The organism is Comamonas sp. A7-5 (assembly GCF_039581385.1).
Lineage (GTDB): Bacteria > Pseudomonadota > Gammaproteobacteria > Burkholderiales > Burkholderiaceae_C > Comamonas > Comamonas thiooxydans.
The window spans coordinates 1-13,223 of the sequence record NZ_JBCPWO010000023.1 but is presented as its reverse complement, the minus strand read 5'-3'; the positions used below and the strand labels follow the sequence as shown (position 1 = coordinate 13,223).

General features: G+C 58.5%; 14 protein-coding genes. All 14 read left to right on the top strand.

The genetic code is table 11. From position 1 onward, the window contains the following. Nucleotides 1–136: 136 nt before the first annotated feature. The 14 genes from AAIL67_RS23320 to AAIL67_RS23255 all read left to right on the top strand — a co-directional run bounded on the left by AAIL67_RS23320 (nucleotide 137) and on the right by AAIL67_RS23255 (nucleotide 12,956). The gene (locus AAIL67_RS23320) at nucleotides 137–2,323 is read left to right on the top strand and encodes a zincin-like metallopeptidase domain-containing protein (RefSeq protein ID WP_343485232.1); all 2,187 of its coding nucleotides are present in this window, start codon (nucleotides 137–139) and stop codon (nucleotides 2,321–2,323) included. A 3-nt stretch (nucleotides 2,324–2,326) separates the two neighbouring features. Next, nucleotides 2,327–4,873 carry a type IV secretory system conjugative DNA transfer family protein gene (locus AAIL67_RS23315; RefSeq protein ID WP_343485231.1) on the top strand — a complete coding sequence of 849 codons (2,547 nt, stop codon included), beginning with the start codon at nucleotides 2,327–2,329 and terminating at the stop codon, nucleotides 4,871–4,873. Continuing rightward, on the top strand, nucleotides 4,870–5,265 hold the full coding sequence (locus AAIL67_RS23310; RefSeq protein ID WP_343485230.1) for a single-stranded DNA-binding protein: 396 nt from the start codon (nucleotides 4,870–4,872) through the stop codon (nucleotides 5,263–5,265). The genes AAIL67_RS23315 and AAIL67_RS23310 overlap by 4 nt, the downstream gene beginning before the upstream one ends. A 45-nt stretch (nucleotides 5,266–5,310) precedes the next feature. Beyond that, nucleotides 5,311–5,823: a conjugative transfer signal peptidase TraF gene (gene traF, locus AAIL67_RS23305; protein ID WP_343485229.1), complete on the top strand. Its 513-nt coding sequence runs from the start codon at nucleotides 5,311–5,313 to the stop codon at nucleotides 5,821–5,823. Further along, the gene (locus AAIL67_RS23300; protein WP_343485227.1) at nucleotides 5,804–8,026 is read left to right on the top strand and encodes a DNA topoisomerase 3; all 2,223 of its coding nucleotides are present in this window, start codon (nucleotides 5,804–5,806) and stop codon (nucleotides 8,024–8,026) included. Before traF ends, AAIL67_RS23300 begins: the two co-directional genes overlap by 20 nt. 25 nt (nucleotides 8,027–8,051) lie before the next feature. Next, on the top strand, nucleotides 8,052–9,212 hold the full coding sequence (locus AAIL67_RS23295) for a hypothetical protein (protein ID WP_343485226.1): 1,161 nt from the start codon (nucleotides 8,052–8,054) through the stop codon (nucleotides 9,210–9,212). A 15-nt stretch (nucleotides 9,213–9,227) separates the two neighbouring features. Beyond that, on the top strand, nucleotides 9,228–9,752 hold the full coding sequence (locus AAIL67_RS23290) for a 1-acyl-sn-glycerol-3-phosphate acyltransferase (protein ID WP_343485225.1): 525 nt from the start codon (nucleotides 9,228–9,230) through the stop codon (nucleotides 9,750–9,752). A 16-nt stretch (nucleotides 9,753–9,768) separates the two neighbouring features. Then, a complete protein-coding gene (locus AAIL67_RS23285) occupies nucleotides 9,769–9,966 on the top strand; it encodes a hypothetical protein (RefSeq protein ID WP_343485224.1) in 198 nt (65 codons plus the stop codon). Then, a complete protein-coding gene (locus AAIL67_RS23280) occupies nucleotides 9,966–10,553 on the top strand; it encodes a lytic transglycosylase domain-containing protein (protein ID WP_343485223.1) in 588 nt (195 codons plus the stop codon). Before AAIL67_RS23285 ends, AAIL67_RS23280 begins: the two co-directional genes overlap by 1 nt. Before the next feature lie 181 nt (nucleotides 10,554–10,734). After that, nucleotides 10,735–10,908, top strand: coding sequence for a hypothetical protein (locus AAIL67_RS23275; RefSeq protein WP_343485222.1), 174 nt, complete (start codon nucleotides 10,735–10,737; stop codon nucleotides 10,906–10,908). Between the two features lie 214 nt (nucleotides 10,909–11,122). Continuing rightward, nucleotides 11,123–11,584, top strand: a complete 462-nt coding sequence (locus AAIL67_RS23270; RefSeq protein ID WP_343485221.1) for a helix-turn-helix transcriptional regulator — start codon at nucleotides 11,123–11,125, stop codon at nucleotides 11,582–11,584. 493 nt (nucleotides 11,585–12,077) lie between these two features. After that, entirely contained in the window at nucleotides 12,078–12,260 is a 183-nt protein-coding gene (locus AAIL67_RS23265; protein WP_034382917.1) for a hypothetical protein, read from the top strand. Between the two features lie 22 nt (nucleotides 12,261–12,282). Then, a complete protein-coding gene (locus tag AAIL67_RS23260; protein WP_343485220.1) occupies nucleotides 12,283–12,744 on the top strand; it encodes a hypothetical protein in 462 nt (153 codons plus the stop codon). 11 nt (nucleotides 12,745–12,755) lie between these two features. After that, nucleotides 12,756–12,956, top strand: a complete 201-nt coding sequence (locus AAIL67_RS23255) for a hypothetical protein (protein ID WP_343485219.1) — start codon at nucleotides 12,756–12,758, stop codon at nucleotides 12,954–12,956. Nucleotides 12,957–13,223: the final 267 nt, after the last annotated feature.

The following is a 13,223-nucleotide window of genomic DNA, read 5'->3' as shown; positions in this document are numbered from 1 at the left end:
TACCAATGGGACAGGGGCCGCGTCGAGCGGCCCTCTTGACATGAAGAACTACCCGACAACGGAGGACGACATGGGAGCTATCCCCCTTGCTGAATCAGGCTTTGAAGACGAGCAGCCGGACGAATAAGGAACCACCATGGCGACACAACCCAAAGAGCGCCGCGACTGGCGGCAAGAGGTCACAGACACCATAGTGGACATGATGGAGCGCGGGGTAGCGCCCTGGCAAAAGCCATGGGACGACAAGGCCGCAGCACGCGCCCTGCAGATGCCACACAACGGGGTCACAGGACGCCCCTACACGGGCGGCAATGCCCTTTACCTCATGGCCAAAGGCTCTGCCCTTGGCTACGATGATCCGCGCTGGATGACGTACAACCAGGCCCAGGAAAAGGGGTGGCAGGTACGCAAGGGCGAGAAGGGCACGCAGGTTGAATTTTGGCAGTTTGACCGCGTGGAAAAGGTCAAGGGCGACGATGGCAAATGGCGTGAAGAGCGCGTAAAACTTGACCCGCCGATGCAGCGCCTCTACACGGTCTTCAACGCGCAGCAGATGGACGGCGTGCCCGCCATCCAGCCGCCCAAGCGTGAAGAATGGCAGATCAATGAGACAGCCGAGCGCATCCTAAAAAACTCTGGTGCAAGCATCCGGCATGAAGGCACAGCAGCCTACTACAGCCCAGGATCGGACAGCATCACCATGCCGCCCAAAAGTAGCTTCCCTTCCGAGGTGGACTACTACGGTACAGCCCTGCATGAGCTGGGGCACTGGACAGGGCACGAAAGCCGTCTGAACCGGGACGGCATCACGAAGTTTGACTACTTCGGCTCCACCCAGTACGCCAAGGAAGAGCTGCGCGCCGAAATGGCAAGCGTTTTCATGCAGGCAGAAATCGGTTTGCCACATGACACAGAGCGCCATGCAAGCTATCTGGATGGCTGGCTAGAGACTCTGAAAAAGGACAAGAACGAGCTTTTCCGGGCGGCCCGTGATGCCTCGAAAATTTCCGATTACGTCATGGAGCTGGATCGAGAAAAAGAGCTGTCCAACGAGCAGGCACAGCAGCTGCAGCAAGGCCGGGAAGATGCCCAGGAACTGCAGCCCAACGATGTGCCGCCACGCGGTACACCGGCCTACGCAGCCAAGCTGCGCCAAAGCATCCAAGACCGCAACGCAACGGGGGATTACCACGTTCTGCACGCCCAGGTGCGTGAGCAGATGGGCGACAGCGTGAACTTTGGGCGCTTGGCAAGCGACGAGCCAATCAAGGGCAAGGTCATTGCCGAAACCGAGCACAGCATTGCCCTTGAAATCGCACCAGGGCAGGCCGTGGCGCTCTACAAGATGGACTTGAAGGCTCTCCCCAAGCCCGGCCAGCAGGTCAGCATCGGAGCACCCAGCGAGCAGGGCCGCGAGGTGGCACTTGATCGAATGATCGAGCAGGCCCACGAGAAGACCCAAGCCCGGCACGGCGAATACAACAGCACCGCACTGCGACCCGACGAGAGCCAGGCTCTCATGCAGGGGGCCGAGCAGTGGGAGGTGCAAAAGCAAGCCGAAAAACTCAACCCAGCAGACAAGGCAAAACTCATGGCCAAGAGCAACACTCAGACGGCACAAGCGGCCACCAAAAAACAGGAGCTGGACAGCGCACCGCGCGAGAAGTCCTACATTGAAAACATCAAGGATCATGCGGCCATCGCTGCCGTTGCACGCGACGGCAAGACAGTGGCTCTGCCCGAGTTGAACGCGGTTGCTTACGTGGACAAGGTATCCGGGGATTTGACCCTGAAAGCCCCGACCGCCGCCGCGCTGCAAGCGCTGCAGGAAAAGACGGTAACGCCCGACACGGTAGTGGTGAACAGCACGCCCACGAAGGCCGACAGCATGAGCTTTGACAACAGCACAGGCGACGCCGCAGGCCTGGCTGCAGATGCCCTGCGCCGCATGGGTGCAGAGCCTCAGAACATCGAGAAGGTGATGGGCCTGGCGATGACCCCGGAGCAGAGGCAAGCCAAGCTCAAGGAGTCGGTAGAAATCCTGCAATACGACGCCAAAGAGCTGCTGGGCAACAACGCCAAGACCCACACCGCACAGACCGCCGAAGGCAACTACAAGGGGCCGATTGTGGGACAGACCGCCTACCACGTAATGCAGCAGGTTTCAGCCACGCAGACAGTGGCCCACGACAAGAGCACCTTTAACGGACAAGTCCCCCAGCCAGGCCAACACGTACAGGTCAAGTACGACCAGGGCCGGGCGACCGCTGCCCAGGTTGCGCAGACCAAGGCACGGCCCAAAGAGAAGGCGATGGAGCGCTAAACCATGCAGGGCGTTTACAAACTACCTCAAACGCCCCGCAACTTTGGGGGCTTGCAGTGGCAAGCCCTCATTGCAGGGCTCACACTGCTTTTGATCGTGAACGTCCTTGCCACGCAATGGATGGCTCACGGATTCAAGTACCAGGCTGCACTAGGCGATCCGCTGACCGTGGCAGGCCCGGTGGCTATCTACATGCCCCATATGTGGGCCGTCTGGTTTTTGAAGTTCAACCAGCTTGCGCAGCCCGAGGTGAAGCAGGTTCTTTGGAAGGGCTTGATGCTGGCCGCAGGCGGCTCTTTGGCATCCGTTTTGCTCGCCGCGCTCATCATGTATTCCCGCACCCGGAAGCTGCAGCAGGGCAATGAACACTTGCATGGCTCCGCTCGCTGGGCCGAGCGCAAGGACATTGAAGAAATGGGCCTGATCGGCAAGGGTGAAGGCGTGTATATCGGAGGCTGGGAAGACAAAAAAACCGGCCAGATTCACTACCTGCGGCACAACGGCCCGGAGCACATCATTGCGTTCGCCCCGTCCCGTTCTGGTAAGGGTGTCGGCCTGGTGCTGCCTACTCTGTTGAGCTGGCCGCATAGCACCGTGGTCTATGACATTAAGGGCGAAAACTACGCCCTCACCGCAGGATGGCGCGAGAAGCAGGCCGGGCAAAGGGTGCTGAAATTTTCCCCGGTGGAGCTGGAGGGCGGGCATAGCTTCAACCCACTGAGCGAGATTCGCATAGGCACACCGCGCGACGTTTCGGACGCCCAAAACATCGCTTTCATGTTGACCCACCCCAAGGGCGACACAGACGATGAAGACCATTGGGTAGAGAGCGCCACATCGTTGCTCACTGGCGTGATTCTGTATGCCTGCTACAAGGCCAAGGCCGAGGGCCGTATTGCCTCACTGCCGGAAGTCGCCGCAGTGCTGACCACGCCCGGCCAGAGCTTTGAGGAAACACTGAACGAAATGCTGCTGACGCCCTTGGACGAGGCGCATCAGTACGGATGGCGCACAGTGCGCGGCAATCCCACATCGGTGCATCCAGTCGTGGCCGAGAAGGCGCAAGAAATGCTGGACAAGGAAGACAAGGAGCTATCGGGCATCTTGTCATCAGCCAAGGTCAAGCTGCAGCTGTATTCCGACCCCATCGTGTCTGCCAACATTGGCCGCTCTGACTTCTGCGTGAACGACCTTGTAAATGGTGACAAACCGGCCACCCTCTACATCGTTGTGCCACCAAGCGACAAAGACCGTTTGAAGCCACTCACGCGCTTGCTCTTTGCCTTGATCGTCAACCGGCTGACCGAGAGCATGAAGTTTGAGGATGGCCGCTCTGTGCAGACGTACAAGCACCGGCTGCTGGCCCTCATCGACGAGTTCCCGACGCTGGGGCGCATGGACAACATCGTCAACTCCATGGGCTACACCGCAGGCTATGGAATCAAGTATTACTTGATCGTGCAAGACAAGGTGCAGCTCAACAACGTGTATGGCGAAAACGAGCTTGTTTTCTCAGGTACGCACATCCGAATCGCATACGCCCCGAACAACCCGGAAACCGCCGAATTGCTCTCGCGCATGACCGGCACTATGACGGTTGTAAAGGCAGACCACAGCTATTCCGGCAACCGGCTTTCTCCCATGCTGGGCCAGGTGTCCACGAACGTGCAAGAGATTGAGCGGCCCTTGTTGACGCCCGACGAATGCGGGCGCCTGCCTGGCCCGAAGAAAGATGCGCGCGGAAACATCACCGAAGCGGGCGACATGCTCATTTTCGTGACCGGCTTTGCACCGATCTATGGCAAGCAAATTCTCTACTTCAAGGACGAGATTTTCAGCAAGCGTGCCAAGCTGGCCCCGCCCGTGATCGTGCATGACCTGGCACCCGTCCAAGACCCCAAGCCACAGCCGCTGCAGGAGGTTGAACAGGTCGAGCTGCAGGACTTCCAAGAAGCGGAGCCCGTAGTAGCAGCCGAGGAAGACGAACAAGCCGCAGCAGCTGCAGCAATGCAGTGGCAACAAGAGCAGGAGCAGCAGCAGCAGGCCATCACTGCACTGGCCCAGCATGACGGCCCACCGGACGAGCTGGAGCCACCGCCAGAGCCGGATTTTTCCGAAGACATGCCGCCACCAGATGACGACTTTGCCCCGCCCGACGAGCCTACTTTTTCGGACGATGACGACTACACAGGCGGCGAGCCATTGGCGGAATCAGGTTTTGAAGGGGAGCCACCAGACTTAGACGGCCCCACCGAGCCGCCAGAACCGCCCCAGGACGCGCCGCAGGCGCTGGCCGATGCCTACCCGCAGGAGCCCGAAGAAATCGCGCCAGAAGCCCTTGCAGTCGTTGACGCCGAGGAAGAGGACGAGCACGAAGAGGCGACAGGAGGCCGGAGCCTGCGAGCCAGCCAGGCCGACGAAGGGCCACCGCCCGCAGCAGCGCCCTACGTCAAGCGCAAACCGAGCCTTGACGGCGACAACATCCCGAACCCCGACATGCAGCCCGTTGAGGTTAAGCAGGTCAAGCCACCAAGGAGCCGTAAACCATGAACAAGAACCGTGTAGAGCTGGAAGGATTTTTGGGCAATGAGCCCGACTTGCGCCGCTTGCCATCCGGCGAGGCCGTCACCAATATGCGCCTGGCAACAACCGAATATTGGCAAGACAAGGGCGGGGCGCGCAAATCGCACACTGAATGGCACTCACTGGTGATCTACGGCCCGCTTGCGGAGCTGGCCGCAAAGCACTGGCACAAAGGCGACAACATCGCCGCAGAGGGCCGGATTCAGTCGCGCACCTTTGGCGAGGACAACAAGAAGGTTGCGCGGGAAATCATCGTTTTCCGTGCCCATCGCATCGACCGCCTGCCGGGTGCAGATCGCACCGAGGAAGCCGCCGACGAAGCGGCCAGCGGCAGCGCTGACAACTGGCCCAAGGTGTAAGCAGTGAAGCGCAAAACCATAGGGTTAGCTTTGCTCCCTGGTGCTATGTTTATATCGCTAATGGCCGTAGGTGCAGCCTTGGGTTACAGGGTCAACATCACACAGTCATTGCCCCTTGGGCTATGGAAAGTGAACGACCAGGCAGAGCAGGGCGCTTATGTGGAGTTCTGCGCACCAGCTCAGTTTGCCGAGCTGGTGCGCGAACGCGGATACCTGCCCCACGGCAGCTGCCCGCAAGACCTGGCTCCAATGCTCAAGCCCGTGGCCGCCCGAGCTGGTGACACCGTGACCATCGACGCAAAAGGCATGGCAATAAACGGCCTGCAGGTGATTGATGGGCCGCTGCCTACCACCGACTCCAAGGGCCGCCCGCTGCAGCCAGTTGCACCAGGCACCTACCGCATCGAGCCTGGCGCTCTTTGGGTGCTATCGACCTACAACCCCCGCAGCTTGGACAGCCGCTATATCGGCCCTATCCAAGCAGACACCGTGATTGCTGGCATGACGCCGGTTTTTGTCTTCAACCAGAAAGAAAACTATGCGCTTGATCGTCGCTGAAAAGCCCAGCGTGGCTAAAGCTATTGCCGAAGAGCTGGGCATCGTCACCCGTGGAAATGGCTTCTTTGCTTGCCAGGATGGCTCTACCGTAACTTCCTGCTTTGGGCACATGCATGAGCAGCTGGGGCCAGATGAATACACCGCCGACGACATACCCCGTGCCACGAATGGCCGCAAGGTATGGCGACCGCAAGACCTGCCCATCATCCCCAATGTGTGGAAAACGGCAGCGAAGGAGGAAGCCAAAGAGCGCCTGCAGGTCATTGCTGGACTGTTCAAAAAGGCCTCAAGCGTGGTGAACGCCGGCGACCCCGACCGAGAGGGGCAATTGCTGGTCGATGAGGTCATCGACGCGAACGGATGGCAAGGCCCGGAGCTGCGCTACTGGAGCAGCGCGACCGACGCCACCAGCGTGCAAAGAGCCCTGGCCAGCCTGCAGCCGAACGCACAATTCAGGCGCTACGGCCTGGCAGCCCGTGCGCGCTCCCGCGTGGATTGGCTGATCGGTATGAATCTGACCCGTGCATTCACGCTGCGCGCCCGCCGTGGCGGCAGCTCTGCATTGCTGACCGTTGGCCGTGTGCAGACGCCTACGCTTGCGCTTGTCGTAGAGCGTGATCGAGCTATCGAAAATTTCAAGCCTGCAGCGTATTTCAACGTGCTGGCCGAGCTGCAGCACCAGGGCGGCAGCTTCAAAGCCAAATGGCAAGCTGCAGAGGGTGCAAAGGGTCTTGATGAAGAGGGGCGGCTGACCGATAAGGCCGTGGCCGAAGCGCTCAAAGCGAGCTGCACAGGCAAGCCCGGAAACATCACGGAATATAAGCAGGAAGCCAAGAAAGAGAAGCAGCCGCGCAGCTACTCGCTGGCCGATGTGACGCTGGCAGCATCACAGAAATTCGGTTACTCGGCAGATGATGTGCTGAAAATCTGCCAGGCCTTGTACGAAACCCACAAGCTCACCAGCTACCCGCGCACGGACTGCGCCTATTTGCCCGAATCCCAGCACGCCGACGCTCCCCAGGTGCTTGCAGCTGTGGCCCATGTGAACCCACGCCTTGCAGCCCTTGTTGCCAAGGCTGACCCCAGCATCAAGAGCCCAACATGGGACGACAAGCAAGTGACGGCGCACCATGGCATCGTGCCCACGATGCACCGCGGCGACCTGGCGGCGCTCAATGACAAAGAGAAAAACGTCTACGAGCTGATCTTGCGCGCGTACCTGGCGCAATTTTTCCCCGTGCATGAATACATGGCTACGACCGTGACGGCCCAGGTTGCGGGCGAGTGTTTCAAGGCCACCGGCAAGGTCATAACCGCCGCTGGCTGGCGTGAGGTGTATCAGGAGCCCGAAGCCGACGACCAAGCCGACGAGAAGCCCGAAGCCGACGACCAGGCACTACCGGCCATGAACCAGGGCGACAGCGTGACGGCCAAGGCCATCACCCTGCAGTCTCAAAAGACCAAAGCCCCGCCGCGCTTCAACGATGGCACGCTCTTGAAGGCCATGGAGAACATTTACAAATACATGGAGGACGAAGAGCAGCGCCGCATCTTGAAGGACGGTGAAGGGATCGGAACACCGGCCACCCGGTCAAGCATCATCAAGGAATTGAAGGCGCGCGAGTTCTTGGGCACCAAGGGCAAACAGATCATCAGCACCGAGCTGGGCCGTGGTCTGGTGGACGCCATGCCCCCTGATGTGAAATCGGCATCCCTTACCGCTTTGAACGAGCGCGAGCTGCGCGAAATCGAAACGACAGGGCAGGGGGTGGATGAATTTGTCGCGCTGCAGGCGGCTTTTGTGACCCAGCACGTAGAGCAGGCCAATGCGAGCAATGAAGCCCTGGCCGGAACCCTTGGGCCAGCTTGCCCACGATGCAAGGAAGGCCACCTAAAGCGCTGGCCGCGCAAGGAGAAGGGGGGGCATTTTTGGGCCTGCGACAAGTACCGAGAAACCGGGTGCAAGTTCGCGTGCGATGACAAGGCAGGCAAGCCCGATTTGAGCGTGGCGAAGGCATACAAGTGCCCCAAGTGCGAGGGCGGGCAAATTCGGCTCTTGACCGGGGGCACCAGTGGCAAGTTCTGGGGCTGCAGCAACTACCGCAACGGCTGCCGAGTGACCTACCCAGACAAGAACGGCAAGCCCGACACCGGGGCCAAGCCCGCCGCCAAAAAGGCCGCACCTGGCAAGCCCGCTGCATGAGCTGCAACAGATCCTTTTTTGCACCATGACCCTAGTAAAGCAGATCCGCTTTGCCGTGCCAGCAGCTGCAGCCATTGGTGCTGCAGCTTGGGGCGGGAACCTGGCCCTATTGGGCCTGGCTCCCGTTGCCGTGGCTTTGTGGGCATCCCGTACCAGGCGCACTGCCGCCTGGCTGGTGATGCTGGCCTATTACCTGGCCGTGGCCCGAGGCCTGCCCATCGGCGCTGCAAAGTTCTTTGGCGGCGATTGGGCGGCCTTGTTTGCAGCAAGCCTGTGGCTGGGTGCAAGCCTGGCTCTCTCACTGCCTTGGGCGCTCTTGTGGAGCGCGCAGCGCACGGGCTATTACTGGCGCGTGCCCGTGGCCGTCATCCTGTGCGTAATTCCCCCCATTGGCCTTGTCGGCTGGGGCAACCCGGTTTTGGCCGCAGGCGTCTTTTTCCCGGCCATGGGCTGGGGCGGGGTGATCGTTATGGCCCTGGCATTGGTTGTCGTGGCCTATGCCCCCTGGCGCACTGGCCTGGCCCTGGCCGCTTGCGGCCTGGCCGGGCTGGTGTTCACGGCCACACCGGCTGCACCGGAGTGGATCGAGGCGAAGAACACCAACTATGGCGGGGCAGGGGATGGCGGGCGCGACTTCATGCGCGACTTTGCTGCGAACCAGCAGATGATTGCCATAGCGATGCAGTCGAAAGCACCCTACATGCTTTTCCCTGAAACCGTTGCAGGCCTGTGGACAGACGCAACCGCCGACCTGTGGGCCGACGCAGCCGAAGAGCTGAAACGCACGGGCCGCACCGTCCTTGTCGGTGCAGAAATACCCATCGACGGAACCAATACAACAAGGAATTCCCTTGTCTATGTCGGGGCCGAGCAAGGCGAGCTGCAGCAGCGCATACCTGTGCCCGTGTCCATGTGGCGGCCTTGGGCCGACAGCGGCACCGTGGCCGATGTGATGGGCCACGGCCTGGGCCAGCTCAACGGATTGCGCGCAGCAGTCTTTGTCTGCTACGAGCAGCTTCTTGCCTGGCCAGCCTTGCTTTCCATGGCTGCGCAGCCGCAATTGCTTGTCGGCGCTGCAAATGACTATTGGGCCGCAGACACCAGCATTCCACACATCCAAAACATGACTTTGAGGGCATGGAGTAGGGCGTTTTCCGTGCCTGTTGTGCAGGCCGTCAATTTTTGAGTCACCGAGGCAATGATGAAAAAAATTATCAGAGCAGTCTTGCGTAAAACCCTGCTGCCGGTCTTGCGCGTGAAGGCCAGCTATTCCGCGCAGAGCTTGGAAAAGCTCAAGCATGGGCCTGCCATCGTTTGTGCAAACCATGTCAGTCTTTTGGATGGGGTGATTGTGGCCCTGGCAAGCCCTGTGCCCCTCACTTTTGGCGTGGATACCGACTACTCCAAGCGCTCCAAGATTGCCATGCGAGGCATGGCGGTTCTGGCCTGGCTGGGCTTCGGTGCAGTCGTGCCCGTTGATATTGCCTCGCCCTATGGCATCCGAACGATGCTCAAGCGCCTGCAGGCCGGTGAAACGCTGATGCTTTTCCCCGAGGGCCAGATAAGCACCGATGGGGCGCAGCAAGCCGAGCTGCAGGGCGTTTACTGGCTCCAGCGCCGAGCTGGTGTAGAGCTGATCCGTGTGCGGATCGAGGGGGCCGAGAATAGCCGCATTTTCGCCAAAGCAGGCAAAGCTATGTGGCCGCAGATTCACTTGATTTTTTGAGAAGCAGGGGATGGTAATGTCAATTGCTGACCACGCAATGAATGCGATTTATGGCGGATTTGCTGGCCTGATTGGTGCGCTAATCGGTCTGTATTTCAAGAAGAAAATTTTGAAAGAGCAAGAGAAAAACAAGATGCTCCAAGCTGAATTAGACAAGGCTAATGCAGTGATAAGTGAGCTGCGCAGGATCGTGCAAACGGAGAGGGGGAAGTAATGGACATGGCATTTTTGGAGCAGTGCGCTCCTACCGTTGCGCCGCAGACTATGGCAAGCATCATCAGGACGGAATCAGCCTTTCGACCGCACGCCATTGGCTACCACATCACCAAGGACGGCAAGGCCTACCGGCTGACGAACCCCCCCAAGAACAAAGACGAAGCCGTGAGCATGGCCAAGTGGCTTTTGGAGCACGGCTACCGCTTTGATGCGGGAGCCGCGCAGATCAACAGCCAGCACTTTGCGCGCTTCGGTATGACCGCAGAAACCATTTTCGACACATGCACCAGCGTTGGAGCTGGGGGGCGCATCTTGACCGAGTTCTACTCGGGGGCCGTGCGCCGGTATGGAGAAGGCCAGGAGGCCTTGAAGGCGGCAATATCGGCATACCAGACCGGCAGCTATACCCGTGGGTATGCCACCGGCTATGTGGGCCGCGTCACGGGCTTTGCAGGGGCTCCAATACCCCAGGCGAAGGCAGAGGCAACCAGGCCCAGCAAAAAGAGCGCTGCGACCGCTACGGCTGCCGCGCCTGCTGCTGGACACATCCGGCCCGAAGATGCGCCTACAGCCATCGCATGGTGATGCAGGGGCAGACTGGTGCATGGGGGGCTGCAGCTTTCCTTGTCGTGTGGCTGATCCTGCGGTTTTTTCTGCGTCGTATGAGGCGGCGGGGGGCCAGCAGGCAACGGAAAGGCAAGAGACAAGCCACCCTCAAAACACTGAGGACAATGAACGGTCAAAGGCAGCACAGGAGCAAAAAGCAATGAGCATCCCACCCAACCAGACCCCGGAATCTCAGGCCATGGACGAAATGGCGATGATGATCCGCAAGTTAGCCCAGGCCTTGCGCAAAGCCGCGCCAGAGCACGATTTGCCGCAAAAAGCACTGGACTACCTCAAGCGCAAAGGGCTTCAAGGACGGGTCTTTAGGGGGTGATGGCATGGAGACAGTTTTCAGCCTGGCCATGCTCTCTTTGTCACCATATTTTTTTCAACAATAGTGACATTTTTTGCCACCATGTTGAAAACTTCCTTTTAAATCAAAGAGCTATGTTTTCAGCAATGGTGTCATTCTTAATTCGTTGATTTAATTAGACTTTTTTGCGTTTTTTTTATACGCTTTAGCGTCCACAAACAACCTGCATCGTCCCGTGAGCCCCTTTTCAAATCTTCTCTACTCTTTGCGCATGAAGCACGGTGTCCGACAAGTAGATTTAGCTGTTCTTATCGGATATGACCAGACATACATCTCAGCGGTAGAGAGCAGCTTGAAAGGTGTCCCAGGCGACGATTTCATCACTCGCGTTGCAGATGCACTTTCACTCACGGAGCAAGAGCGCCAAGAGCTTTTTCTTGCTGCAGATGCATCGCAGCGTAAGCTAGTGATTGACTTGGACAGCCCCGAAGAAGCCTATTGGCTTTTAAAAGACCTCCGCGACCATTTCAGAACCTTGTCCTCACTGCAGATTCGCATGATCCGGGATGTTCTGCAGCTGGTTAATGAGAAGCATGTTGCGTCAGCTGAGGGCGAACCTGTGCGGAGACTAAAGCGGCGAGTTGAAATTGCCAGGCCTCGTAAAAACCTGCCTTCGACACCAGGGGCGGGTTCTTAGAGGGTGTGGCATGGAGACAGTTTTCAGCCTGGCCATGCTCAGTTTGTCACCATGAAAAGGCCGATACCGAAGGGGGTGCATAGCCCCTTTTTTTGTGCCTGGCTGCTGATGTTTATGAGGCATTTTTGCCGCAGCAGCGGCAAAAACCGGGATGCCCTGCCAGGTGCGGCTATTCGCCTTAGTCCCGTTGGGACTGGCCTGCGGCCACCTTCTAGGCCACCACTTGCCCGCTCATGGGGGATGCTGACGCAACCCCCGCCGCTGGGGCTCCCCCAATGCCGACCGGCTATGCGCTGCGCGCAAAGCCATGATGGTGACAAGCTGGTTCCTCGATCGCGCGGTTTTGTCACCATGCAGGGCGTGCCCTGATCTACCCGCCCCCGCCCGTTGGGCGAGGAAAAAGGGAAAAAGGTCTTGCTATATTCACCATATGGCGCATATAATAAGGTATTCCGCAGCAAACATCATCAGCTAACAAGAGAAGGGGCTTGTAATGAATACTATGGCAGGTATCACAACGGAAATGGTTTTTCGCGCTAATCAGCAAGCCTATGCAGGGGTTGCCGAGGCGCGCGGAGCGGGTAACGCCTTCACCCTCATTGATATGCGCTTTGGCCGGGGCATTGCCTTTATTGACGGAGCACGCAGCTTTGAGAACGCCCGCCAGTTTTCCTAGATTAACAAGAGAGGGGATTTTTATGTCAGCGAAGGTATTAGCTTTGGGCAGCGTGGTCTTGATAGCCGTTATTGGCTTTGGCTTCGCTGCTTATTTCTCAAAAAAACGCGGGGGCGATGGCGGTTTTATGTTGAAAATGATGGGGCTTGTGATAAGTATGTCCTTGGCAGCTTTTGCATGGGGAAAATACTCTGATACCGTGGACGACATGAGCAAAGAAGCCCAAGAAAAGAAAGAGAAAGACGCAATAGTGGTTTCAGTTACGCCCGCTGGAGTAGTTCAAGGCGGGATGCAAACCACAGATAGCGGCTTTATTTTCTCCAGTTCATATACTTCTTTTGAAACTGATAAGGGCGTTTACCGGGTTGATGGTAGCCATATTGTCCAAAAGGGGATTAATGCAGAGATTCAGCTAAGAGGCTCAGGACGAGAATATTTGTGCGTTGGAGGGTCTGGTAACTGCATGAGATTGAGTAGCAACTAAAGGAGGCAGAAATGAGCAATAAAGATGATGGATTTATCTATTCTTCGCCACGCGAGGGCATGAGCATTAACCCCGCTCACATTCTGGACGTTTCGCATTTTCTCGCCATGGGCAAGATGATTGCCGGGCCGCAGACCGTCACGATAGAGCAGCTGGTCGAGCGCCAGGCAGAGGCGGCACGCAAACAGCGAGAAGAGGACGGCGAGGCGTGAGCCTCACGCATGGGCAGGGCCAGCGCTGTGCGCGGTTTGCCCTGCACCCGAACCTACGCATGTCTCAAAGGGCTATCTGCTTTGAGTGCGCCCATTTCCATCAAGAAATCGGGGAGGACGGGGAAAGCGCGTGGACGCTTGACTTTGACGACCGGGGAGACTGCCTAGCAGGGCAGACCAACGACGAAAACTGAGGGCTCCCAACCCATCCGCATCGCATCGCGGCCCCCCATCCGCATAGCATCGCGCCCCCCCATCCGCATAGCA

Coding starts and splice junctions, on each gene's coding strand:
- AAIL67_RS23320 (WP_343485232.1), top strand. CDS start 137: ATGGCGACACAACCCAAAGAGCGCCGCGACTGGCGGCAAGAGGTCACA.
- AAIL67_RS23315 (WP_343485231.1), top strand. CDS start 2,327: ATGCAGGGCGTTTACAAACTACCTCAAACGCCCCGCAACTTTGGGGGC.
- AAIL67_RS23310 (WP_343485230.1), top strand. CDS start 4,870: ATGAACAAGAACCGTGTAGAGCTGGAAGGATTTTTGGGCAATGAGCCC.
- traF (WP_343485229.1), top strand. CDS start 5,311: ATGTTTATATCGCTAATGGCCGTAGGTGCAGCCTTGGGTTACAGGGTC.
- AAIL67_RS23300 (WP_343485227.1), top strand. CDS start 5,804: ATGCGCTTGATCGTCGCTGAAAAGCCCAGCGTGGCTAAAGCTATTGCC.
- AAIL67_RS23295 (WP_343485226.1), top strand. CDS start 8,052: ATGACCCTAGTAAAGCAGATCCGCTTTGCCGTGCCAGCAGCTGCAGCC.
- AAIL67_RS23290 (WP_343485225.1), top strand. CDS start 9,228: ATGAAAAAAATTATCAGAGCAGTCTTGCGTAAAACCCTGCTGCCGGTC.
- AAIL67_RS23285 (WP_343485224.1), top strand. CDS start 9,769: ATGTCAATTGCTGACCACGCAATGAATGCGATTTATGGCGGATTTGCT.
- AAIL67_RS23280 (WP_343485223.1), top strand. CDS start 9,966: ATGGACATGGCATTTTTGGAGCAGTGCGCTCCTACCGTTGCGCCGCAG.
- AAIL67_RS23275 (WP_343485222.1), top strand. CDS start 10,735: ATGAGCATCCCACCCAACCAGACCCCGGAATCTCAGGCCATGGACGAA.
- AAIL67_RS23265 (WP_034382917.1), top strand. CDS start 12,078: ATGAATACTATGGCAGGTATCACAACGGAAATGGTTTTTCGCGCTAAT.
- AAIL67_RS23260 (WP_343485220.1), top strand. CDS start 12,283: ATGTCAGCGAAGGTATTAGCTTTGGGCAGCGTGGTCTTGATAGCCGTT.
- AAIL67_RS23255 (WP_343485219.1), top strand. CDS start 12,756: ATGAGCAATAAAGATGATGGATTTATCTATTCTTCGCCACGCGAGGGC.